Source organism: Arcobacter sp. F155 (assembly GCF_004116455.1).
Taxonomy (GTDB): Bacteria; Campylobacterota; Campylobacteria; order Campylobacterales; family Arcobacteraceae; genus Halarcobacter.
Map to the genome: position 1 here is coordinate 164,290 of NZ_PDJU01000003.1, position 22,235 is coordinate 186,524.

24 protein-coding genes are annotated in these 22,235 nt (G+C 30.9%); 11 read left to right on the top strand and 13 right to left on the bottom strand.

Features of this window, described 5'->3' with window-relative positions:
- Positions 1-86: 86 nt before the first annotated feature.
- Both CRV03_RS05355 and CRV03_RS05360 read right to left on the bottom strand, forming a co-directional pair.
- The gene (locus tag CRV03_RS05355; protein ID WP_129084118.1) at positions 87-425 is read right to left on the bottom strand and encodes a nitrous oxide-stimulated promoter family protein; all 339 of its coding nucleotides are present in this window, start codon (positions 423-425) and stop codon (positions 87-89) included.
- Between the two features lie 5 nt (positions 426-430).
- Positions 431-871 (bottom strand): bacteriohemerythrin, encoded by a 441-nt coding sequence (locus CRV03_RS05360; RefSeq protein WP_129084119.1) that lies wholly within the window; start codon positions 869-871, stop codon positions 431-433.
- 74 nt (positions 872-945) lie between these two features.
- Between CRV03_RS05360 and CRV03_RS05365 the strand changes: the two genes are divergently transcribed.
- Positions 946-1,581, top strand: coding sequence for a Crp/Fnr family transcriptional regulator (locus CRV03_RS05365; protein WP_129084120.1), 636 nt, complete (start codon positions 946-948; stop codon positions 1,579-1,581).
- Here the strand turns inward: CRV03_RS05365 and CRV03_RS05370 are convergent.
- The gene (locus tag CRV03_RS05370; RefSeq protein WP_129084121.1) at positions 1,578-2,696 is read right to left on the bottom strand and encodes a metallophosphoesterase; all 1,119 of its coding nucleotides are present in this window, start codon (positions 2,694-2,696) and stop codon (positions 1,578-1,580) included. The genes CRV03_RS05365 and CRV03_RS05370 overlap by 4 nt on opposite strands.
- 179 nt (positions 2,697-2,875) lie before the next feature.
- Between CRV03_RS05370 and CRV03_RS05375 the strand changes: the two genes are divergently transcribed.
- Positions 2,876-4,930 carry a PAS domain S-box protein gene (locus CRV03_RS05375; RefSeq protein ID WP_129084122.1) on the top strand — a complete coding sequence of 685 codons (2,055 nt, stop codon included), beginning with the start codon at positions 2,876-2,878 and terminating at the stop codon, positions 4,928-4,930.
- Positions 4,931-4,937: 7 nt separating this feature from the next.
- Here CRV03_RS05375 and CRV03_RS05380 read toward each other — a convergent pair whose 3' ends face one another.
- Positions 4,938-5,915 carry a type IV pili methyl-accepting chemotaxis transducer N-terminal domain-containing protein gene (locus CRV03_RS05380; RefSeq protein WP_129084123.1) on the bottom strand — a complete coding sequence of 326 codons (978 nt, stop codon included), beginning with the start codon at positions 5,913-5,915 and terminating at the stop codon, positions 4,938-4,940.
- On the bottom strand, positions 5,916-6,578 hold the full coding sequence (locus CRV03_RS05385) for a Crp/Fnr family transcriptional regulator (protein WP_129084124.1): 663 nt from the start codon (positions 6,576-6,578) through the stop codon (positions 5,916-5,918). It lies immediately after the preceding gene.
- A 353-nt stretch (positions 6,579-6,931) separates the two neighbouring features.
- Between CRV03_RS05385 and napA the strand changes: the two genes are divergently transcribed.
- Genes napA through CRV03_RS05430 form a run of 9 tightly spaced genes read left to right on the top strand, consistent with a single transcriptional unit; the run spans position 6,932 to position 14,517 of the window.
- On the top strand, positions 6,932-9,742 hold the full coding sequence (gene napA / locus CRV03_RS05390; protein WP_129084125.1) for a nitrate reductase catalytic subunit NapA: 2,811 nt from the start codon (positions 6,932-6,934) through the stop codon (positions 9,740-9,742).
- A gap of 27 nt (positions 9,743-9,769) precedes the next feature.
- Positions 9,770-10,564 (top strand): ferredoxin-type protein NapG, encoded by a 795-nt coding sequence (gene napG, locus CRV03_RS05395; RefSeq protein ID WP_129084126.1) that lies wholly within the window; start codon positions 9,770-9,772, stop codon positions 10,562-10,564.
- A complete protein-coding gene (gene napH / locus CRV03_RS05400; protein ID WP_129084127.1) occupies positions 10,557-11,372 on the top strand; it encodes a quinol dehydrogenase ferredoxin subunit NapH in 816 nt (271 codons plus the stop codon). The genes napG and napH overlap by 8 nt, the downstream gene beginning before the upstream one ends.
- 1 nt (position 11,373) lies before the next feature.
- Entirely contained in the window at positions 11,374-12,003 is a 630-nt protein-coding gene (locus tag CRV03_RS05405; RefSeq protein WP_129084128.1) for a nitrate reductase cytochrome c-type subunit, read from the top strand.
- Position 12,004: 1 nt separating this feature from the next.
- Complete coding sequence (locus CRV03_RS05410) at positions 12,005-12,490, top strand: ferredoxin-type protein NapF (RefSeq protein ID WP_129084129.1); 486 nt, start codon at positions 12,005-12,007, stop codon at positions 12,488-12,490.
- Complete coding sequence (locus CRV03_RS05415) at positions 12,491-12,751, top strand: hypothetical protein (RefSeq protein ID WP_129084130.1); 261 nt, start codon at positions 12,491-12,493, stop codon at positions 12,749-12,751. It begins immediately after the preceding gene.
- The gene (locus CRV03_RS05420; protein WP_129084131.1) at positions 12,744-13,691 is read left to right on the top strand and encodes a WD40 repeat domain-containing protein; all 948 of its coding nucleotides are present in this window, start codon (positions 12,744-12,746) and stop codon (positions 13,689-13,691) included. The genes CRV03_RS05415 and CRV03_RS05420 overlap by 8 nt, the downstream gene beginning before the upstream one ends.
- The gene (locus tag CRV03_RS05425) at positions 13,688-14,065 is read left to right on the top strand and encodes a chaperone NapD (protein ID WP_129084132.1); all 378 of its coding nucleotides are present in this window, start codon (positions 13,688-13,690) and stop codon (positions 14,063-14,065) included. The genes CRV03_RS05420 and CRV03_RS05425 overlap by 4 nt, the downstream gene beginning before the upstream one ends.
- A gap of 5 nt (positions 14,066-14,070) precedes the next feature.
- Entirely contained in the window at positions 14,071-14,517 is a 447-nt protein-coding gene (locus tag CRV03_RS05430) for a PAS domain-containing protein (RefSeq protein ID WP_129084133.1), read from the top strand.
- Here the strand turns inward: CRV03_RS05430 and CRV03_RS05435 are convergent, their stop codons facing one another.
- The 8 genes from CRV03_RS05435 to CRV03_RS05470 all read right to left on the bottom strand — a co-directional run bounded on the left by CRV03_RS05435 (position 14,518) and on the right by CRV03_RS05470 (position 22,226).
- Positions 14,518-15,819, bottom strand: coding sequence for an aminotransferase class V-fold PLP-dependent enzyme (locus tag CRV03_RS05435; RefSeq protein ID WP_129084134.1), 1,302 nt, complete (start codon positions 15,817-15,819; stop codon positions 14,518-14,520).
- A 66-nt stretch (positions 15,820-15,885) separates the two neighbouring features.
- The gene (locus CRV03_RS05440) at positions 15,886-17,442 is read right to left on the bottom strand and encodes a nitrite/sulfite reductase (protein WP_129084135.1); all 1,557 of its coding nucleotides are present in this window, start codon (positions 17,440-17,442) and stop codon (positions 15,886-15,888) included.
- A gap of 3 nt (positions 17,443-17,445) precedes the next feature.
- Positions 17,446-18,906, bottom strand: coding sequence for a sulfate adenylyltransferase subunit CysN (cysN, locus tag CRV03_RS05445; protein WP_129084136.1), 1,461 nt, complete (start codon positions 18,904-18,906; stop codon positions 17,446-17,448).
- Positions 18,906-19,829, bottom strand: coding sequence for a sulfate adenylyltransferase subunit CysD (gene cysD / locus CRV03_RS05450; RefSeq protein WP_258239014.1), 924 nt, complete (start codon positions 19,827-19,829; stop codon positions 18,906-18,908). The genes cysN and cysD overlap by 1 nt, the downstream gene beginning before the upstream one ends.
- Before the next feature lie 70 nt (positions 19,830-19,899).
- A complete protein-coding gene (locus CRV03_RS05455) occupies positions 19,900-20,595 on the bottom strand; it encodes a phosphoadenylyl-sulfate reductase (RefSeq protein WP_129084137.1) in 696 nt (231 codons plus the stop codon).
- A gap of 11 nt (positions 20,596-20,606) precedes the next feature.
- Positions 20,607-20,831 (bottom strand): DUF2061 domain-containing protein, encoded by a 225-nt coding sequence (locus CRV03_RS05460; protein WP_129084138.1) that lies wholly within the window; start codon positions 20,829-20,831, stop codon positions 20,607-20,609.
- Between the two features lie 36 nt (positions 20,832-20,867).
- Complete coding sequence (gene cysK / locus CRV03_RS05465) at positions 20,868-21,794, bottom strand: cysteine synthase A (protein WP_129084139.1); 927 nt, start codon at positions 21,792-21,794, stop codon at positions 20,868-20,870.
- A gap of 18 nt (positions 21,795-21,812) precedes the next feature.
- Entirely contained in the window at positions 21,813-22,226 is a 414-nt protein-coding gene (locus CRV03_RS05470) for an Rrf2 family transcriptional regulator (protein WP_129084140.1), read from the bottom strand.
- Positions 22,227-22,235 lie beyond the last annotated feature (9 nt).

Genomic DNA, 22,235 nt, shown 5'->3' on the forward strand with positions numbered 1-22,235 from the left:
TAGATTTATTTTTCAACTTAACAGTTGCAGTGATAATATCTTTAGTAGTTATTGAAGGTTTTTCTTATTTAAGAAGTAAAGACAGATCATGAGAAAAGTGACTTTTTAATAGAGTCAAGTTTAAAATGTATTCCTCCATACTTCATTACTTTTGCAAGTTTTTTCCACATAGGTTTTTCATAGCAAGGGTTTGGGCACTTTCTACATCTTGGTTTCTCTTCGTGGATACAAGCCTCTAACCTATTTATACTATAGCTAATATCTTTTACACACTCTTCACAAACGTTAAACTCATATACAAAAGTGTGTTCTTTGTAAACAACACTTTTTATATATAGTTTGCTTTGTTCATGTTTATTTTCACAATAATATTCAAAGAACTTTTTTAATGTTCTTATTTCAGAATCAAATTTCTCAGTGGTCATAATATTTAGTGTGCGCTACAAGGGCTCATTCCAGTTTTAAAAAACATAGCTGTAACTGTATCCATTGTTTGAATATGGTTTACTAGCCAGTTTATTAAATCAAGTTCTAAATAGCTTTTTAAAAACTCTTTATCATCATTTTTAATAAAGTAATCTAACACTTGTCTCATTTGTTCTAAGCACTTTTCATGCTCTCCTTTGTGCATCATGTAAGGAGGAAAGTTAAGTTCAATCATTTTGTCTTCTTCCCCTTTAAAGTGTGAAACAGTATGGTCATACCAATTTTGGTAAGCATCTATAACAATATTTTTATTCTCTTTTGTTTCTGAAGCAATATAGTTTAAAAGTTTTTCATATAGATCATTTATAATATCAACATCTTCATAATGTACATCATTCATAAAATCTTCTGCAACTAGGGGTAAATCATTTTTATTTATTAGCATAAAAGCCTCTTTAAATTTATTTTCAAAATATTTGCATAAAATAGTAAATAAATCATTGATTGGAATCAAGAGAAATGAGCAAATTAAAAGAGTTTTATTTATTTAATAGTTTAGATTCAAAAGACTTAGAACTACTAGAGAGTATTAGTTTTGAAAAGAAGTTTACTAAAGATGAATTAGTATTTTATAAAGGTGATGAATCAAAATATCTTTTATTATTAATAAGTGGTTGTGTAAAGATTTATAGACATGACTTTAAAGATAATGAGGTAACCATTCATAATATAAAAGCTGCATCTTTTATAGCAGAGCTTGCAAACTATGAAAATATTCCTTATCCAGCAAACTGTAGATGTGAAATGGACTCAAAAATCATATTTATAGATTATAAAAAGTTTGAAGAGTACTTTTTACAAAAAAATGAGTTTCTTCTTATTTTTATAAAATCTCTAACAAAAAAAATCAAAGCCTTAGAACTATTTATTAGTACAAATATGATTGAAGATGTTGATGCAAAAATTGCAAAGTTTATTTATGATAATAAAGCTGAAATAAGTAGTTTAAAGCAGATAAAAATAGCAGAACTTCTAAATATAAGACAAGAGACTTTATCTAGAAAATTAGCAAAACTAAAAAAAGATGAGATATTAGAAAATAAAAAAGGTAAAATTGAAATTAAAGATGAAAGAGCTCTTAGAGCTCTTTTTTAAGTGGGGATAATTCTTATCTCGCTTATTTCTGAACTAGCTCCTAATCTCATTGGAGGTCCCCAGAAACCAGTTCCTTTGTTTACATAAATTTGTGTATCTTCGTTGTGTTTATTTAAACCTTTTACATAAGGTTGTTGAAGTTTTACTAATAAGTTAAAAGGTGCTATTTGTCCTCCATGGGTATGACCACTTAATACTAAATCAACTTTTTCATCTATCTCTTTTATATATCTTGGTTGGTGAGCTAATAGTACTTTAGGGAAGTTCTTCGTTCCTTGTAAAGCCTTTTTTAAATCAGGCATATAAGCATTAACTCTATTTCCAAAAATATCATATACTCCAGCTAAATAAAAACCTTTATTTTCTTCTCCAATATAAATATTTTCATTCTCTAAAGTTTTTATTCCTAAAGAGTTTACATACTTTATAATTGCTGCAACATCATGGAAGTATTCGTGGTTACCAATAATAAAATATGTTCCATATTTAGATTTTAAATTTTTTAGTTCATCAAGTGCAGGTTTTGCATATTTCATTTTTGTATCAACTAAATCACCTGTTATAGCAATTATATCTGCATCTAAACTATTGACTCTTTTTACAAGGTTTGCAATAAAAGTTTTATCTACTAAGCCTCCAATATGAATATCACTTAATTGAACTATTTTATACTCTTGTTTTAGGTTTTTTATTTTAACTTCAACCTTTTCTAGCTCTATATGTTTAGCATTGTACATTGCTTTTGCATTTACTCCACCAGCAACTGCTACAGCTGTAAAATCTAAACCTCTTTTAAAGAAGTCTCTTCTACTTTCATCTTTAATTGATTTATTAATTAAAAGAGCAAAAACCTCATAAAAAATAGTTGCTATAAAAAGAAGAAAAATAATACCAATTGGTAAAGATAGAAGAAAATATGCCCAGTTTGGAACACTTGGGTTATATCGTACAAACATATAGGCTACTACGCCTAAAAGATTAATAGCTAAAAAGATATTTAAGTAGAGTTTTGTCTTTTTTGAAAAGTGTAGTTTTCTAATAAACCTTCTTGAAATTAGAAGTGTTAAAAGTGTCATAACACTTATAAAAATTGTTGCAAATATAATAAATCTCATAGCAGGATTATACAAATGTTTTTTTAATACTCAATTAACAAAACTAAAGGTTTTAAAGTATAAAAATAATACTTTTTTGTTACAAAAATTTAGATATTTGATTTTCTTTCTCAAAAAAAGAAACAAAATTTTAGTTTTTATTAACTATAATTTATAAACACTCAACGAAAGGGAAAGCTGTGAAAAAAATATTATTATCTTTATTCTTTTGTATGAGCATACTTTTTTCTAAGCATGTAAGTTTAGACTCTTTTTTGAAAAATAATAATACAGTAATACTTATAATCAATCCAAAAAATGGAGAGATTATTGAGGCAAATGAGTTTGCTGCTAAGTTTTATGGGGTGAGCCTTTCAAAATTAGAGTCTTTAAATATAAAAGATATAAACGCTTTTTCTAAAGAGCAAGTACAAGAAGAGATGCAAAAAGCTAAAGAAGAGAATAGAAATTATTTTATCTTCAAACATAAAGTTGCAAATGAAAAAATAGAGAAAGTAGAGGTTTACTCTTTTCCTATTGTTTACAAAAACCAAGAACTACTTTTTTCAATAATTAATAAGTACAAAGATAAATATGCAGTTGAATACTTTAATGAAAATTTAGAAGAACAAGTAAAACTTCAAACTGCACAAATAAAAGAATCAAAACAAAATATTACAAATATTTTTTTAGCCTGTTTAGTTTTACTAATCATTTGGGTGCTTATACTAATCTATTTTTTAAAGCAGAAAAAACTCTTAACTATAAAACTTCAGAATATGAATAAAGAACTTCATGAAACAAATGAAAGATTTGAGTTAGCAATGGATACCACTAAAGATGGTTTATGGGATTGGGATATTAAAACAGATGAAGTGATTTTTTCTAAAACTTGGAAAGAGATGTTAGGCTTTAAAGAAGATGAACTTGAAAATTGTTTTGAATCATGGGCATCAAGAGTTCATAAAGATGATTTCCCTAAAGCAGAAAAAGATTTACACGAGCATCTAAATGGAGTAACTGAGTATTATGAAAATATTCATAGAATGAGACATAAAGATGGTCACTGGGTTTGGATTTTAGACCGTGGTAAAACGGTGTTTGATGAAAATAATAAACCAATAAGAATGATAGGTTTTCATACAGATATTAGCTCACAAAAAGAAGCAGAGAAAAAAATAGAAGAACAAAAAGATGAGTTTGAAAAGATTTTCTCAAACTCTAATGATGCAATTGCAATTGTTGATTTAGATACAAACTTCTTAAACTTTAATGATGCATATTTATTAATGACAGGTTATACAAAAGAAGAACTTCTTCAAAAGAGTTGTTTAGAGTTAACCTTTGAAGAAGATATTGAAGCTACAGAGCAAGCTTTAGCAGAAGTTTTTGCAAATGGACATATAGAAAATTTTGAGAAAAGATGTATTGTAAAAGGTGGGAAAACTTTATTATCAAGTATGAATATAGCACTTATGTCTGATAAAAAAAGATTAATCTTAACTACAAGAGATATTACACAAGTAAAAAATTTACAATCCCAAGAAAAACTAGCCTCAATGGGTGAAATGATAGGTAATATCGCTCACCAATGGAGACAACCTTTAACTGTAATAACTACAAATGCAAGTGGAGTTAAACTTCAAAAAGAGTTAGATTTGCTTGATGATGAAACTTTTAATAAAGCAATGGATTCAATTATCAGTCAATCAAAATATCTATCAGAAACAATAGATGATTTTAGAGCTTATATTAAAGATGATAAACAAAGAGAAGAGACAACAATAATCTATATTTTAAATAAAACTCTTTCTTTAAATGAAGCGAGTTTAAAAAATAATCATATTGAAGTGCTAACAGATTTTAAATCAGATTTAAAAGTGTATGGTTATAAAAATGAATTAGTTCAATCTTTTTTAAATATCATAAACAATGCAACAGATGCTATCAAGGAGCGTTTAGTAAGCGATACTACTAGAATAATTTTAATCTCTACAAAAAAGAGTAAAGATGGTTTAAGTGTAGAAATCAAAGATAATGCAGGGGGAATTGACAAATCAATTCTTCCAAGAATTTTTGAACCATATTTTACTACAAAACATCAAAGTGTTGGTACAGGAATAGGTCTTTCTTTATCTCATGATATTTTAGTAAATCATCATAAAGCACAAATCGATGTTATGAATGAAGAGTTTGAGCATGAAGGTCAAAAGTATAAGGGTGCTAAGTTTACTATTAAATTTAAAAAGCTTTAGAAGAAGACTAAAGCTTTTTAATAAGACTATCTAGTTGAGTTTTTAAAGACTGTAATCTTTTTGTTGTTTTAATTAAATCTTCCGTTGATTCAATCATAATATCTTCACTTCTATCTAAACCTTTTATAACATCAGATTTATTTTCAAACTCATTAATTAAATCATCAAACTCTTCTGTTAAACTCTCTAGTTTTTGAGAAGCTTTTTTAGATTGTTCTAAGGCAGTTTGAGAGTAGTTCATTGCAGAAGATACTTTGTTAATAAAGTTATTCATATTATCAGCAACTTCTACAAACTCTTTTTCTGTATTGATATTTATTGGTGTTAATTCATTAATATCCCCAGAAGAGATTTTTTTAGATTTTTCTATAAACTCCCTTGCATTTTGTTCAATCTGTCTTAATTGAATTATTGAATAAATTGCAAGTAAAAGTAGTAGGGTAAATGCTAAGTACTGAAACTTTTTAATAAAGGCAGTTTTCTCTTCAATATATTTAGTATAAAGAGTAACCACTTGGTCTACTTCTTGTAGTAGTTTATTGTTGTTATTATTCATAAATTTTATTGTTGAATTTAATTTTTGAATATCATTTTTAAGTAGGGCTTCTTTGAACTCTCTAACGTTTTTTTCGAAGCTTGTCCATAGTATTACTACTTTTGTCATTTGAGCTTTAAGCTCTTCTGTTGGAGCTTGGGAAATACCTAAAAGTTTGTCACCACTTATTAAAGTACCTAGACCATAATTGAACTGCTCTACGGCATTGTCTATTTCAGTAAAATTATCTTCTTTATTTTGATATAAAAAGTAGATATTTTTAGTGATTCTTTGGGTTAACATTCTTTGTTTACCCGCAATATTAACTATTGTTGCATCTTTTACATTTTTTTGATTTAAAAATATAGTTACAACGATAACTGTAAAGATTGATAAAATTAATAGTGCACCAATAATTTTGATTTTTTGACTTACACTAACTTGTTTCATTTAAATTCCTAAGTAAATACTTCTTAACTCTTCTTCATTGTTAATGATTATTTTCCCTTTTTCTATTGTTATTATCTCACTTCTACTTAGCTTTTTTAGTACTCTTGATAGAGTTTCTGGCTGTATGTGTAACAAAAGAGAAACCTCTGTTCTTTTTAATTGATTAAACATCTTTAAATCGTTAATCAACATAAATGCAACCTTTGAAGTGGCATCAAAAACCAACTCTCTATTTACAATACATTGTAATTGTTGGTTTTTATATATAAGCTCTTCAATAAATTTTAAAATAAATTCATTCTCATATAAGAACATTCTTTTAAATTTTTCATAGTCTATAGATAGAATTAAACTATCATCCACAAACTCAGCATTTGAAAAACATTGAATTTTATTTTCATTTAAATTAGATAACTCGGAAATCATACTATTTGGATAGATATAGTATAAAAAGATTTCGTTATCATATTTGTCAATTTTATAAACTTTTATTTGTCCTTCTATTAGGAATAAAAGTTTATCCATATTTTCTGTCTCATAATATAAAATAGAGTTCTTATCATATTTGGAGATAGAGGATATCTCTATCAAACTCTCTATTTCATTATCTTCTAAATGAGAGAACAGATTAATGTTCTTAAAGATTTCTTTCGAATTTATCATATTTAATGCACCTGATTATTTTCAACCCTATTAGTATATAAAAATTTTTTCATAATATAATTGATATTAATCAAAAAAATAGCCCACAAGTCCCTAAAATAAGACCTAAGATTACAAATTTATTACAAAAATAATTTTCCAAACACCAGTAAATACAGCCTAAAGTTATATATATTTTACAAAATAATTTAAAAATTAGCAAGTCGCTAATATTAAAAATAAATAAAAAATTTAACTTAGTAATTGTATTAAGAAAAATGTAAAATAAATTGACACAAGTCAATGAACTAATCTTTTCTTAGTGCTAGAATTGAAATGTTTAGAAATTAAAACAAAATTCAAAGGAGGAGAGTATGGCACTTTCAAGAAGAGATTTCCTTAAGAGTTCCGCAGCAGCTTCAGCAGCAGCAGCTGTAGGTATGAATGTTCCTTCGCAGCTTCAAGCATCAGCAACAAATGCTGAAAAAGGTTGGCGATGGGATAAAGCAGCGTGTAGATTTTGTGGTACAGGTTGTGGAATTATGCTTGCAACTAAGAATGGAAAAATTGTAGCCGTAAAAGGTGATCCTGCAGCACCAGTTAACAGAGGACTTAACTGTATTAAAGGTTACTTTAATGCAAAAATCATGTATGGTGCAGATAGATTAAAGCAACCATTACTTAGAATGAATGCAAAGGGTGAGTTTGACAAAAATGGAAAATTTGCTCCTGTATCATGGGAAAGAGCTTTTGATGAGATGGAAGTTCATATCAAAAAAGCTTTAAAACAGAGTGGTCCAGAGGGAGTTGGCGTGTTTGCTTCTGGTCAGTATACTATTATGGAAGGGTATGCAGCTCAAAAGATGATGAAAGGTGGATTTAGATCAAATGCTATTGATCCAAATGCAAGACACTGTATGGCATCTGCGGTTGTTGGTTTTTATCAAACTTTTGGTATTGATGAGCCTTCTGGATGTTATGATGATATTGAGCTTACTGATACAGTTGTATCTTGGGGTTCAAATATGGCAGAGATGCACCCAATTTTATGGTCAAGGGTAACTGATAGAAAACTTTCAAATCCAGATAAAGTTCAAGTTGTTAACTTATCTACTTATAGACATAGAACTTCTGACTTAGCTGATATAGAAATCATTTTCACTCCTAATACAGACTTAGCAATTTGGAATTATATAGCAAGAGAGATTGTATATAATAATCCAGAAGCTATTGACTGGGATTTTGTTAAAAAGCATATTGTATTTGCAGCTAGCCCAGTAAATATGGGTTATGGTATGAGAAGATCAGATGAAAAGTCTATCAAAGAGGGTAAATATTCAGATAAAGAGATGGAAACTATCTCAAAAGAGATGGAAAAAGTTGTATCTGAAACAGAAGCTCCTGCACTTCAACCTTATGGCTATAAAGCTGGAGACAAAATGGTTAATAAACCAGCTGGTTTAAAACACTGGGAAATCTCTTTTGAAGAGTATAAAAAATTCTTAGAGCCATATGATGTAGATTATGTAGCAAAAATCTCAAAAGGTAATCCTGATGAGCCAATTGAGCAGTTCAAAGAAAAACTTCAAAAATTAGCAAACTTATATATTGAAAAAAATAGAAAAGTAGTATCATTCTGGACTATGGGTATGAACCAACATACAAGAGGTACTTGGGTAAATACTTTAGCATATAATGTTCACTTCTTATTAAATAAACAAGCTAAACCAGGTTCTGGTGCATTCTCACTTACAGGTCAACCATCTGCTTGTGGTACTGCAAGAGAAGTTGGAACATTTACTCACAGATTACCAGCTGATATGATGGTAAAAAATGGTAAACATAGAAAAATTGTTGAAAACAAATGGAAAATTCCTGCTAATACATTAAACCCTGTTGGAAACCAACACATTATGAAAATCCATAGAGATATTGAAGATGGCGTTGTTAAATTTGCATGGGTAAATGTATGTAATCCTTATCAAGATACAGCAAGTGCATCTCACTGGATTAAAGCAGCAAGACAAATGGATAACTTCATTGTAACTTCTGATGGATACCCTGGTATCTCTGCAAAAGTTTCTGACCTTATTTTACCGTCTGCTATGATTTATGAAAAATGGGGAGCATATGGAAATGCTGAAAGAAGAACTCAGCACTGGAGACAGCAAGTATTACCTGTAGGTGATGCAATGTCTGATACATGGCAATGGGTAGAGCTTTCAAAAAGATTTACTGTAAAAGATGTTTGGGGTGAATATACTCTAAGAAATGGTAAAAAACTTCCAGATGTAATTGCAGAAGCTAAAAAAATGGGATATAACGAAGATACTACAATGTACGAAATCCTATTTGCAAATAAAGAAGCAAAATCATATAAAGTTGATTTAGAAGACCCTATCCAAAAAGGTTTTGATAACTCAGAAGCATTAGGTGATAGCAGAAATGTTAAAGGTAGTGATGGAAAAGTTTGGGAAGGTTATGGATTCTTTATTCAAAAATATCTATTTGAAGAGTATGCATGGTTTGGTAGAGGACATGCGCACGATTTAGCAGACTTTGATACTTATCACAGAGTAAGAGGTCTTAAATGGCCAGTTGTTGATGGTAAAGAGACTCAATGGAGATTTAATGCTAAATATGACCCATATGCTAAAAAATATGGTAAAGAAACAGGACACACTGAGTTTGCATTCTATGGTAAATTAGCAAAAGCATTACCTCAAGGTGATTTAAATGGTATTAAAGACAAAACTAAAAAAGCTTTAAAAAATAAAGCAAAAATCTTCGCTAGACCATATATGGATCCACCAGAAGTTCCAGATGAAACTTACCCATTATGGATGAGTACAGGTAGAGTGTTAGAACACTGGCATAGTGGAACAATGACTATGAGAGTTCCTGAACTATATAGAGCAGTTCCAGAAGCACTTTGTTATATTCACCCAGAAGATGCTAAGAAGTTTGGTGTTAAACAAGGTGAGTTAGCATGGGTTGAGTCTAGAAGAGGAAAAGTTAAAGCTAGAGTTGAAACAAGAGGAAGAAACAGACCTTCAAGAGGACTTGTTTATGTTCCATGGTTTGATGAAAAAGTATTTATTAATAAAGTTTGTGCAGACTACACTTGTCCGCAGTCAAAACAAACAGACTTTAAAAAATGTGCAGTAAACGTATATAAAGTATAAAAACAAAAGAAACAAAAAGAGTAAAAAATGAAAAAAGAAGTTGTAAGTGATAGACGAAGATTCTTTCTAAATATAGCAAGAGCCTTTGGATTAGCAACTTTAGGTGCCCTAACTTGGAGTGCTTATGTTGATGAGGTGACAGCATCTCAATTAACACTAAGACCTCCTGCTGCTTTAGATGAAGAGGACTTTTTAAAAACATGTATTAAGTGTGGTATGTGTGTTGAAGCCTGTCCTTATGATACATTAAAGTTAGCAAAGCCAGGTGATAATAAGCCTTTAGGTACACCATATTTTACTCCAAGAGATATACCATGTTATATGTGTCCAGATATACCATGTGTTCCAGTTTGTCCAACTGATGCCTTAGATATAACTAAGGTTAGTAAGAATAATAAACTAGATATAAATATGGCAGATATGGGAGTTGCAGTTGTTGACTCTAAAAACTGCATTGCCTTTTGGGGAATTCAGTGTGATGCCTGTTATCGAGCTTGTCCTATTTTAGGTGAAGCAATTACTATTGAGTACACTAAAAATGAAAGAACAGGAAAACATGCTTTTATGAAACCTGTTGTGAATAGTGATTATTGTACTGGATGTGGTCTTTGTGAAAAAGCTTGTGTTACAGAAAAAGCAGCCATATTTGTTCTTCCTAGAGAAGTTGCTTTAGGAAAAGTAGGGGATTATTATATTAAAGGTTGGGATAAAGCAGATGAGAAAAGATTAGAAAACGTTACTAGTGAAATTACTAAAACAGACATTAGTGAGCGTAAAGCAGTTGATTCTTTAAATGATATGGAAGGATTACTAGATGATTAAGAATAAATATTTAATCCAAAGAAGAGTAGTTCAAGTATCGATTCTATTCCTTTATGTAGCAGCAAACATTTGGGGATGGAGTGTTTTAACTGGTAATCTAAGTACTTCTGTATTATTTGATAAGGTTCCATTAAGTGACCCTTATGCTGTATTACAGATGTTTTTCTCAGGAGCAGTGGTTGCCTCTGATATATTTATAGGAGCATTGATTATTTTTATTTTCTATGCTTTAGTTGGTGGAAGAGTATTTTGCTCATGGGTTTGTCCAATGAATATTGTAACTGATTTATCTAACTTCTTAAGAAGAAGATTAGGTTTTAATCAAATTCAAAAAAGACAGCCAGCAAGTAGAACGATTAGATATTGGGTATTAGGTCTTAGTTTAGTGATATCGTTTATCTTAGCAGTTCCTGCTTTTGAGTTTATCTCTCCAATCTCTATGTTACACAGGGGAATAATATTTGGTATGGGCCTAGGATGGGCAGCGGTACTTATTATTTTTCTTTTTGACCTTTTTGTTTTAAAAAATGGATGGTGCGGACATGTTTGTCCATTAGGAGCCTTCTACTCAATAGTGGGTAAATATAGTCTAGTTCGTGTTGAACATAACGAAAGTAAATGTACTTTATGTATGAAATGTAAAGAGGTTTGTCCAGAAAGCCAAGTACTTTTTATGGTTGGAAAATCAAGTGAACAAGTTCTTTCAGGCGAGTGTACAAATTGTGCTAGATGTGTAGAAGTTTGTGATGATGATGCACTAAACTTCTCAATAAGAAATTTAATAGAGCAAAAAAACAAGGAGAAATAAAATGAAACTAATCACAAAAATTAGTATTGGTCTTGCAACTTCTTCCTTTTTAATCTTTGTAGGATGTAGTACAGCTCAACCTACAATTAGTGAAGAGTCTTTAGGGCTTAGAAAAGTTGACCTTTATAGTGAAGACAAAGTAACGCCAGATGAAACAAAATATAGTAAAGCAGCTCCAAGTACGTCAAAAACTATTGATAGAGCATTCCAAGATGCTCCGCCAATGATTCCACATGATGTAGATGGAATGCTTCCAATTACAGTTAATAATAATCAATGTATCTCTTGTCATACACCAGGTGTGGCAGAGTCTTTTGGAGCTTTACCGTATCCAAAATCACACATGATTAATTTTAGACCTGATACGTCATTAACAAAAAATGGTGATATCGTTAAAAATGGTAAACTTGTTGAAAATACTTCAACAGAAAAAATGGACTATGTGACTATTAATGAGATGCATCAGTTATCAAATTCAAGATTCAACTGTTCTCAATGTCATGCTCCTCAAAGTGAGGGAGAATTAGTAGGTAATACATTTACTCCTGATTATACAAGTAAAGACGGAGCAAAAAAATCTTCATGGACTGGAACTAGTCTAACTGAAGGTTTAGATACTTTAGTAGAGTAATATGAGAAGAAGAGAGTTATTTAGCTCTCTTGCTTCTTCTTTTAATAAAAAAGAAGAACAAGAGCAAGTTATAAGATTACCATACAATGAAGACAAGAGTCTTTTTCTCAAAGAGTGCCCAAGTTGTGATGCACCTTGTGTTACTTTGTGCGAAGAAGATATAATTGTAATGGGTGAAGATAAAACACCTCATATTGATTTTTCTAAAGGTGGTTGTACTTACTGTGGCGAATGTGCAAAAGCCTGTGAGTATGGAGTTTTATTAGAAGACTCAAAAGAGAAGATACCTGTAAAAGTAGAGATTGATATGATTAAGTGTTTAAGTTGGCACAATACAATGTGTTTTTCATGTAAAGACCCTTGCTTAGATGATGCAATAGAGTTTCTAGGAATGTTTAGACCTTCTATTGTAGAAGATAAGTGTACAAGCTGTGGTTTTTGTTTGAATGTATGCCCTAGTGATGCAATAATATTAAAAGGAGTGTAAATGCCAGCAATATTTACAGCAAATGTAGAAGAGTCAGATAATGATACTTGGGTTATTAGATTAACTGATACAGAAGATACAAGACAAGTTATCTGTCAAGATATGGAAGACTTCTCAAAACAGTTAGCTCTTATGAGTGAAGATTATGGTTCAGATATAGAAGTTCAATGGTCAAAAGATGATGATGTGACAGATGAACACTTTTATGAACTACATCAACAAATGGCAAAAATAAAAGAGGACTTGGATTTAGATGAGTAAACTTTTTTTATCTTTTTTTATCTTAGTAGTGTCATCTTTTGCTTTAGAGGAAGTAACTCCTACATACTCTTTAAAAGCAACAGGTGCAGTTCAAGGAATAGTATATAAAGATGAACTTTTATATGCAGGGACAGCTAATGGAACTGTAGAAGTCTTTGATACTAAAGAGAAAAAGATAATTAAAACAATAGAACTTCCAAAGATAAAAGACTTTATGGGAGATACAATTCCTGCAAAGGTTTATTCTATTGATTTAATAGAGGACAAAATACTAATAGTAACTCAAGGGATGAAAGGGTATAGAAACCTTTGGATATATGAAAATGAAGAGTTAAAGAAGCTAATCGGAATAGAGAAAAAGTTTTTTATTCAAAAGGCATCTTTTGTAAGTGATACAAGAATAGTATTTGCATTACTAAGTAATCAGATTGGAATTTTTGATATAGAAAAAAATGAGGTAACAGTTCTAACACAAGTTAGCCAATCCTCTTTTTCACATTTTGCATTAAATGAGAATAGAAGTAAGTTAATTACTACAGATGAGAGTGGAGTAATAAGAGTATTAAAAACAAGTGATTTAGTAGTTGAAAAGAGATTAAAGGCTTTAAATCTAGATAGGGTTTATCAACTAGATTTTAAAAAGGGAAAAGTATTAACAGCAGGACAAGATAGAAAAGCAGTTTTCTATGATAGTTTTAGCTCATATGCACTAAATTTTGATTTTCTTCTTTACAGTTGTGCTTTAAGCAAAAATGCTAAGTATGGTGCAATTGCATATAATGAGGAGAATGAAATTTTAGTGTTTAATACAAGCAGTAAAAAGTATTTATATAAACTAATTGGACAAGATGCTACTTTGACGCAGATTCTATTTATATCAGATAAAGAGATTTTTGCAAGTAGTGATAGTCAAACAATAAATTTTTGGAGATTAAAATGAATATTTCAAGTATCGTAGTTCAAACAAGACCAGAGTATTTAGATGAGGTTGTAGAAGCATTAAAAAAATGTGAAGTGTGTGAATATCATCTTCATGATGAGGTAGGAAGAGTTATTGTTACAATAGAAGGAAACGGTGTACAAGAAGAGCTTGAAAAACTAAGAGTTATAGAAGCTATTCCTCATATTGTAAGTGCTGATATGCAAATGGCTTATAGTGAGGATGAGTTAGATGAACATATGGATGTATTAAATGATGCAGATGTTGTTCCAAAAATGTTAAATGAAGATATTCCTGCTGACCAAATTGTGTATAGAGGTGATTTAAAGAAAAAAGATCTTGAAGGCTTTGCAAAAGAGTTTGATAAAAGGTAGAAATCATGGAGTTTTTAGAGAGTGAGTTTTTAATTGAAACAGAAATCCCAGAAGATGAATTAATTATTTCTCGAACTGATTTAAAAGGGAAAATAACATATGCAAATGAAGCTTTTGCAAATATCTCTGGCTATGAAATAAATGAGTTAATGGGACAATCTCATAATATACTTAGACATCCAGATATGCCTAAAAGGGTTTTTAAAAACTTATGGGATACTCTAAAAACTGAACAAAAATGGGAAGGCGTAATAAAAAACCTTAGAAAAGACAAAGGTTTTTATTGGGTTCACGCCACAATTAGTGGTGTTTATAAAGATGATAAACTAGTTGAGTATAAATCAATTAGAACACCAATTACTTTCAAAGAAAAACTAAAATATCAAAGTTTATATGATGAATATAGAAACATTGATAGAGACAATATTCGAATTATAAAATATATCTCTTAATTAAAGAGAGCTTTTAATAGCCTCTATTAATCTATCAATATCCTCTTTTGTTTGTGAATAGTGAACAGAAATTCTAAGCCATCCTGGTTTTTCCTCTAACTCTTCTTTAGAAGTTTTACCTAATAAATCATGTCCATATGGTCCTGCACAAGAACATCCAGCTCTTGTTTGAACACCACTATTCGAAGATAGTTTTTCACATATCTTATATGGGTTTAAATTGGCAATATTAAAAGAGACAATTCCTATATTCTCTTCTTCTTTATTACCATAGATTGTAATACCTTCTATTTTTTCTAAACCTTCTAGTAAGTGAGAAAGAAGTTCTTTCTTTTGCTCTTTTATAAACTCAAAACCTATTTCATTTCTAAGTTGATAAGCAAGTGCTGCACGAATAAGTTGTAAAATTCCAGGAGTTCCTGCTGTTTCTCTAGCACTAATATCTTTTTCATACTCTTGTACTTGAGCATTTACATAAGCTACAGTTCCACCACCTGCAAAAGTTGGAGCTAAAGTTTCATCAACTAATGATTTTCTAATAGCAAGAACTCCACAACTTGATGGACCTCCAAGAAGTTTATGGGGAGACATTACAAGGGCATCATATAATTCACAAGGAATATTCATATATGAAGAACTAGCCGCTGCATCAAAACATACAGTTGCTCCATAAAGTCTCAATAGTCTTGAAATCTCTTCATATGGTGTTATGATTCCTGTAACATTTGAAGCTATACAAAAACATCCAATAATCTCTCTATGTCGATTCTCTTGTAAAATCTCTTTTAGCTGTCTAAGGTCAATTAAACCTTCATCAGTAAGTCTTATTCTTTGAACTTCACAAAGTGCTTCTCTGTAGCTTACTTCATTTGAGTGATGTTCATAAGGCCCAACTATAATAAGAGGTAATTTCTTTTTTGCAACAGCTATTTTAAATCTTTTTAGTGTTGCTGGTGGAATATACACACCAAGTAGTTCTTGGAACTTCTTTATTGCAGATGTTGCTCCACAACCAGAAGGAATAATAGCAAACTCTTCATTTAGCTCTAAACTATTGCTTAGGCTCTCTATTGCTTCATTATAATATTGGTTTGTAATATTTGCATTTAAAGACTCTTTAGAGTGTGTATTAGCATATGTTTCAAGCACATCTCTTATACGGTTCTCTATTTGTCTAAACGCAAGTCCAGAAGCTGTATAGTCAAAGTAATCGCTTTTGTTCTTACCTATAGTGTTGTATCTAATAAAATCTAATGTATTGGTATTTTTATCAAAAAATGGTCTGTAGATATCTTTTTTCATTAAATAATTTTAACTTATTTAGATTATATGTTTAATTAATAATAGAAAAGAATTTAATCTTTTCTACTATTTCGCTTTTGTAATGATGAAATCATGGAATGATGAATGTTCAGAAGCTATATATTCATTTATAATCTCTTCAACATTTTCATTTACATCTTCAACTGCAAATTTAATTCCAGTTTTTTGGTTAAATTGAGACTTGTCTCCTTCAAGGAAACCACCAACAAGAAGCTCAAATCCTGTAACAGTTTTTCCATCTTTTTTAACTTTTGTTCCCATAAAACCAAGGTCAACAATATGTGGGTGAGCACAAGAGTTAGGACAACCATTTACAGAAATAGAAACTCTTTCTCCAAAATCAGGGAATTTGTTTTCTAAGTGGTCAACTAATCTTTTTGCAACACCTTTTGTTTCTGAAATTGCAAATTTACAGAAGTCAATACCTGTACATGCTTGAACCCTTGCTCTAAAGTTAGATGGGTAAGGGTAAATATTAACTTTTTCTAGTTCTTTAGCAAACTCTTCAGCAGTATCGCTATTTGCATCTAAGATGATAATATTTTGAGTAACTGTAGATTTAAGTGCAGTTGCTCCATATTTTTCAAATAGTTCAATTAGGTCATTTAATCCCTCAACACCAATGTGTCCAGAGTTTAATGCACACCCAATATAGCTTTTACCTTTTTGCTTACTTTGGTGAATTCCAAAGTGCTCTCTAAATCTTGAGTTTGTATATTCAATCTCATTTGGTTCTTTGATTTTAAATGTTAAAGAAGCTTGTAACTCTTCAACAAACTTTTCAATTCCCCACTCTTCAATTAAGTGCCCAAGTCTAGCTTTATTTCTTTTTTCTCTTAATCCATGGTCTCTATAGATTTTAGTAATAGCTTTAGCTGCTGGAACAACTTGTGATGGTGTAACATATCCAATATGATTAGCAACTCTTTTATTTGAAGCTAAACCACCACCAACACTTACTGCAAATTGGATTCTTCCATTCTCTTGTTTTACAGCATTGAAACTAACATCTTGGATTTCATGGTGCATACAGTTTTTAGAACATCCATTTACACCAACTTTATATTTTCTAGGAAGGTTAGAGAATACTCTATTTCCTTTAAATGCTTCATTTAGTTTATCAACTGTTTCTCTTACATCAGCGATTTCTTCATGGTCAATACCATTAATAGGACATGAAACAACGTTTCTTGGAACGTCTCCTGCTGCAAAAATAGATGATAATCCTACTGTATCAAGAAGTCTGAAGATTTCTGGTAAATCAACTACTTTGATAAAGTGAAACTGTAAATCTTGTCTTGTTGTAAAATCAGCAGTTCCCCTTGCATATTTTTCAGATATCTCAGATACAACTTTTAGTTGAGGAAGTGTTAATTGACCACCTTCAAGTTTAACTCTAAGCATGAAATATAAAGTGTTATCATCATCTGCTTGTAGATTTTTGTTTTGTGTGTACATTCCGTACCATTTAAATCTATCAATATCTTCTGGGTCTACTTCTTCACCTGTAACTGCATAAAGATAGATGTCTTGAAGTACATCAAGACCATCTTTCTCTTTTTTGATTCGTTCTACTCTTTGTGCTTTAGTTTCTTTTGCCATGAGTTATCCTAAAATCTCTTTACATCCCCACTCAGGGAAGTTATCTCTAATATATTGGTTTAAAGCTATTTCAGCTTTTGTATACTCTCTTAACTCTTCATCTTTACTTTGAGTTTCAACTGCATCTACAATCATACCAGCACCAACTGTTGAGTTTGTATATCTATCAATGATAATAAAACTTCCAGTGTGTCTATTTTCATAGTATGAATCAACAGCAATTTGTCTATCTAAAGATAATGAACATTTTGCAATATCATTTAGTTCAAGACTATCTGTAGAGATTTCTTTAAAGCTATTGATATCTTTTTTGAATTCAATTGCTTTAAATGAACCATTTATAACAGAAGTAGCTCTTTTAATTATATAGCTATTGTTTAACTCCATTGGTTTTTCATCCATCCAAACTACCATTACATTTAGTTTGTTTGAAACTTGAGGAATAGAGTTTGATTTTACAATCATGTCTCCTCTTGAAATATCAATTTCATCTTTTAATGTAATTGTTGTAGCCATTGGTGCATATGCTGTTTCAATAGTCTCAACAGTTTCATCTTTTCCTATTGGTCTTAAGTCTTTAACATCATTTGAAACAATTGATTTAACAACTGATGTTTTTCTTGATGGTAAAACTGTAATCTCATCACCAACAGATATTTTACCACTTGCAATAGTTCCAGAAAAACCTCTAAAGTTTAAGTGAGGTCTAGAAACATATTGAACTGGTAGTCTAAAGTCATCATTTTCATCATGGTGAATTTCTACACTATCAAGTAATCCCATTAATGGAAGACCTTCATACCAAGAACATTTAGGAGAAATTGAAACAATATTATCTCCATCTAATGCAGAGATTGGAATATAGTTAAAGTTAATATCTTCATTATGAGGAAGATTTGGAATAATCTCTTCATAATCTTTTTTAATCTCTTCAAATCTCTCTTTGCTAAAGTCAACTAAATCCATTTTATTAATAGCAACAATTAGGTTTTTAATTCCTAATAATGAAGCGATATAAGAGTGTCTTTTAGTTTGAGTTAAAACACCTTGTCTAGCATCAATAAGAATAATCGCTAAGTCTGCTGTTGAAGCTCCTGTAGCCATGTTTCTTGTATATTGCTCATGACCTGGAGTGTCTGCAATAATAAACTTTCTTTTATCAGTTGAGAAGAATCTATAAGCAACATCAATAGTAATACCTTGTTCTCGCTCACTTGCTAGTCCATCAACTAAAAGTGCAAGGTCAATTTTATCCCCTGTTGTACCACTTTTTTTAGAGTCTTTTTCAATAGATGCTAATTGGTCTTCAAAAATCATTTTTGAATCATAAAGAAGTCTTCCAATTAAAGTACTTTTACCATCATCAACTGAACCACAAGTAATAAATCTAAGAATCTCTTTGTGTTCATGCTCTTTTAAATATTGTTCAATATTTTCAGCAATTAAATCTGATTGGTGTGCCATTAAAAATACCCCTCTTGTTTTTTCTTCTCCATTGATGCGTCACCATCACTATCAATTAATCTACCTTGTCTTTCAGATGTTGTACAAACTAACATCTCTTGAATAATCTCAGGTAAAGTAGTTGCTTCACTCTCAACTGCTCCTGTTAGTGGATAACATCCAAGTGTTCTAAATCTCACTTTCTCTTTCTTAGCAGTTTTTCTTAACTCTTCTGGCATTCTTTCATCATCTACCATGATTTTTGTACCCATGTATTCAACTACTTCTCTTTCTTTTGAGAAGTATAAATCAGGAATAGGTATTTGCTCTAAATAGATATATTGCCAAATATCAAGCTCAGTCCAGTTTGATAATGGGAATACTCTAATAGACTCACCTTTTGTGTGTCTACCGTTATAGATATTCCATAACTCTGGTCTTTGGTTTTTTGGGTCCCATCTGTGGTTTTCATCTCTAAATGAGTAAATTCTCTCTTTAGCTCTTGATTTTTCTTCATCTCTTCTAGCCCCACCAAATACTGCATCAAACTTTTGAATATCTAGCATTTGTTTTAGACCTTGAGTCTTCATAATATCAGTATGTAAAGCAGAACCATGTTCAAATGGAGAAATATCCATTTCGATTCCCTTTGGATTAGAGTAAACGATTAATTCCATTCCTACTTCTTTTGCTCGTCTATCTCTAAACTCAATCATCTCTTTAAATTTCCATTTAGTATCTACGTGTACTAAAGGAAGTGGTGGCGGTGCTGGATAGAAAGCCTTTTGTAAAATATGTAGCATTACAGAAGAGTCTTTTCCTACTGAGTAAAGCATTGCTGGGTTTGAAAACTCAGCTATTACTTCTCTCATAATATGCATTGATTCAGCTTCTAATTGTTTTAAATGTGTAAGTCTTTCAGTACTTATATTTATTTCACTCATTATATCTCGTCCCATTAATTTTTTGTTTTAGATTCCCTCAAATTAAAAGTTTGAATTCATCTACATTTAACTACTTTGCGTGTAATCCGCACTCTTTATGCTCAGGGTTTTCCCACCACCATCTTCCAGCTCTAATATCTTCACCATCCTTAATGGCTCTGGTACAGGGTGCACATCCAATACTAGGGAAACCTTGGTCATGAAGTTTGTTATATGGAACATTGTTTTGTTTAATGTAATTCCATACATCTTCTTCACTCCAGTTGATTAGAGGATTAACTTTGATTACTTCAAAGTTTTCATCATATTCAACTACTGGCATATCTGTTCTTGTAACACTTTGTGCTGCTCTAAGACCTGTAATCCAAACCTTTAAAGGTTTAAGTGCTCGTCTAAGAGGCTCCATTTTTCTAATGTTACAGCAATTTTTTCTATTTTCAATACTCTCAAAGTGTCCATTGATACCTTGTTTTTGATAAAGCTCTTCTACCTTTTCATTTAAAGGGAAAAAAACATTTAACTTAACACCATATTTTAGGTTTGTAGCATCCATAACATCATATGTTTCAGGATGTAATCTTCCCGTATCTAGTGTAAAGATATTTGCACTTTTATCTACTTTTAGAACCATGTCTGTTAAAACTTGGTCTTCTGCACCTAAGCTACTTGATAAAGCAGCATCTTGTCCATACTCCTTTATGAAGTATTCTGTAATCTCTTGTGCAGTTGAGTTTTGAAACTTTTGGTTTAAATCATTGATGTCCATAATTGCCTTTTTTAAATTTGATAATCAGGTTCTTTAGTTTTTCCAAAGGAAATTTTATTCCATGCTCTTTCATGGAAGTAATACAATATCATTTTAGTAACAAGTTCAATTGAACCAATTGAAGCTGCCATTCCTAAATTACCTGTAATAAAATAAGAGATGATGATTGTATCTAGCGTTCCAACTGTACGCCAAGAGACAGTTTTTACAACTGATCTGTAAGCTTTTTCTGCCATATTTACCCCATAGAATTATTGAATGATGATGAGTTTTTACTCATCATCATATAGACCAACACTTAAGTATCTCTCTCCTGTGTCACAAAGAATAGTAACGATTGTTTTACCTTTGTTTTCTGGTCTTGCTGCAACTTGCTCTGCAATGAATGCATTTGCTCCAGCTGAGATACCAACTAATAGACCTTCGCTGCTAGCTAAATTTCTAGAAGCTGCAATTGCATCTTCATTTGAAACTTGTACTACTTCATCATAAACAGTAGTATTTAATACATCTGGAACAAATCCAGCACCAATACCTTGAATTCTGTGTGGTCCTGGTTTACCACCACTTAATACAGGAGAAGCTTCTGGCTCAACTGCAATTACTTGAATATCAGGGTTGTGTTGTTTTAATACTTCACCAATACCAGTGATAGAACCACCTGTACCAATAGCTGCAACTAAGATATCAACTTTTCCGTCAGTGTCATCTAAAATCTCTTTTGCAGTTGTTTTTCTGTGAATATCTGGGTTTGCACCATTTGCAAATTGTTGAGGAACAAATGAGTTTTCAGTTTTTTCAGCTAATTCATTTGCTTTTTCAACAGCACCTTTCATTCCTTTTTCTGGCTCAGTAAGTACTAATTCAGCACCTAAAGCTTTTAATAATTTTCTTCTTTCAATACTCATTGATGAAGGCATAGTAAGGATTAACTTGATTCCAAGTCCTGCACAAACAGAAGCTAAAGCAATACCAGTATTTCCTGATGTTGGCTCAATAACTGTTGTATTTTCATTGATTAAGTTTTGCTCTAAAGCAGCTTTAATCATGTTTGTACCAATTCTATCTTTTACTGAATGAGTTGGGTTCATAAACTCACATTTTCCTAAAACTGTAGCTCCACTTTTTTCACTCGCTGCTTGTAACTTTACAAGAGGTGTATTTCCAATTAATTCTGTAACATTGTTTGCAAATTTCATTTTTTATATCCTTTCTATTTATATACTGTAATGTAAAAATTCGTTATATTTGTCTTGATATTCATCTAGTTTTGCTAGTGAGATATCAAACAGTTCTTTTGTGCTTTTCTTAGCATCATCAAAGAAGATATTTAAAATCGGGTTATCAGCTTTGCTATCGATGATTTTTAAATCACCTTCAAGGGCAACTAAAATATCCTTTACTGAAATATCTTCAGGCTTCTGAGCTAATACATATCCACCTTTTGCTCCCCTGATACTTTTTACTAGTTCAGCTCGTCTAAGCTTTCCTAGTAATTGCTCAAGATAGTTTTGTGGAATATTAGCATTTGATGAAATCTCCTTAATTTGCATGGGAGATTCATCTTCGTGCTTACTTAATTCATACATGGCTGTTAGACCATATACACCTTTTGTTGAAATTAGAGGCATTACTGTTAT

Coding starts and splice junctions, on each gene's coding strand:
- CRV03_RS05355 (WP_129084118.1), bottom strand. CDS start 425: ATGACCACTGAGAAATTTGATTCTGAAATAAGAACATTAAAAAAGTTC.
- CRV03_RS05360 (WP_129084119.1), bottom strand. CDS start 871: ATGCTAATAAATAAAAATGATTTACCCCTAGTTGCAGAAGATTTTATG.
- CRV03_RS05365 (WP_129084120.1), top strand. CDS start 946: ATGAGCAAATTAAAAGAGTTTTATTTATTTAATAGTTTAGATTCAAAA.
- CRV03_RS05370 (WP_129084121.1), bottom strand. CDS start 2,696: ATGAGATTTATTATATTTGCAACAATTTTTATAAGTGTTATGACACTT.
- CRV03_RS05380 (WP_129084123.1), bottom strand. CDS start 5,915: ATGAAACAAGTTAGTGTAAGTCAAAAAATCAAAATTATTGGTGCACTA.
- CRV03_RS05385 (WP_129084124.1), bottom strand. CDS start 6,578: ATGATAAATTCGAAAGAAATCTTTAAGAACATTAATCTGTTCTCTCAT.
- napA (WP_129084125.1), top strand. CDS start 6,932: ATGGCACTTTCAAGAAGAGATTTCCTTAAGAGTTCCGCAGCAGCTTCA.
- napG (WP_129084126.1), top strand. CDS start 9,770: ATGAAAAAAGAAGTTGTAAGTGATAGACGAAGATTCTTTCTAAATATA.
- napH (WP_129084127.1), top strand. CDS start 10,557: ATGATTAAGAATAAATATTTAATCCAAAGAAGAGTAGTTCAAGTATCG.
- CRV03_RS05405 (WP_129084128.1), top strand. CDS start 11,374: ATGAAACTAATCACAAAAATTAGTATTGGTCTTGCAACTTCTTCCTTT.
- CRV03_RS05410 (WP_129084129.1), top strand. CDS start 12,005: ATGAGAAGAAGAGAGTTATTTAGCTCTCTTGCTTCTTCTTTTAATAAA.
- CRV03_RS05415 (WP_129084130.1), top strand. CDS start 12,491: ATGCCAGCAATATTTACAGCAAATGTAGAAGAGTCAGATAATGATACT.
- CRV03_RS05420 (WP_129084131.1), top strand. CDS start 12,744: ATGAGTAAACTTTTTTTATCTTTTTTTATCTTAGTAGTGTCATCTTTT.
- CRV03_RS05425 (WP_129084132.1), top strand. CDS start 13,688: ATGAATATTTCAAGTATCGTAGTTCAAACAAGACCAGAGTATTTAGAT.
- CRV03_RS05430 (WP_129084133.1), top strand. CDS start 14,071: ATGGAGTTTTTAGAGAGTGAGTTTTTAATTGAAACAGAAATCCCAGAA.
- CRV03_RS05435 (WP_129084134.1), bottom strand. CDS start 15,819: ATGAAAAAAGATATCTACAGACCATTTTTTGATAAAAATACCAATACA.
- CRV03_RS05440 (WP_129084135.1), bottom strand. CDS start 17,442: ATGGCAAAAGAAACTAAAGCACAAAGAGTAGAACGAATCAAAAAAGAG.
- cysN (WP_129084136.1), bottom strand. CDS start 18,906: ATGGCACACCAATCAGATTTAATTGCTGAAAATATTGAACAATATTTA.
- cysD (WP_258239014.1), bottom strand. CDS start 19,829: ATGAGTGAAATAAATATAAGTACTGAAAGACTTACACATTTAAAACAA.
- CRV03_RS05455 (WP_129084137.1), bottom strand. CDS start 20,595: ATGGACATCAATGATTTAAACCAAAAGTTTCAAAACTCAACTGCACAA.
- CRV03_RS05460 (WP_129084138.1), bottom strand. CDS start 20,831: ATGGCAGAAAAAGCTTACAGATCAGTTGTAAAAACTGTCTCTTGGCGT.
- cysK (WP_129084139.1), bottom strand. CDS start 21,794: ATGAAATTTGCAAACAATGTTACAGAATTAATTGGAAATACACCTCTT.
- CRV03_RS05470 (WP_129084140.1), bottom strand. CDS start 22,226: ATGCCTCTAATTTCAACAAAAGGTGTATATGGTCTAACAGCCATGTAT.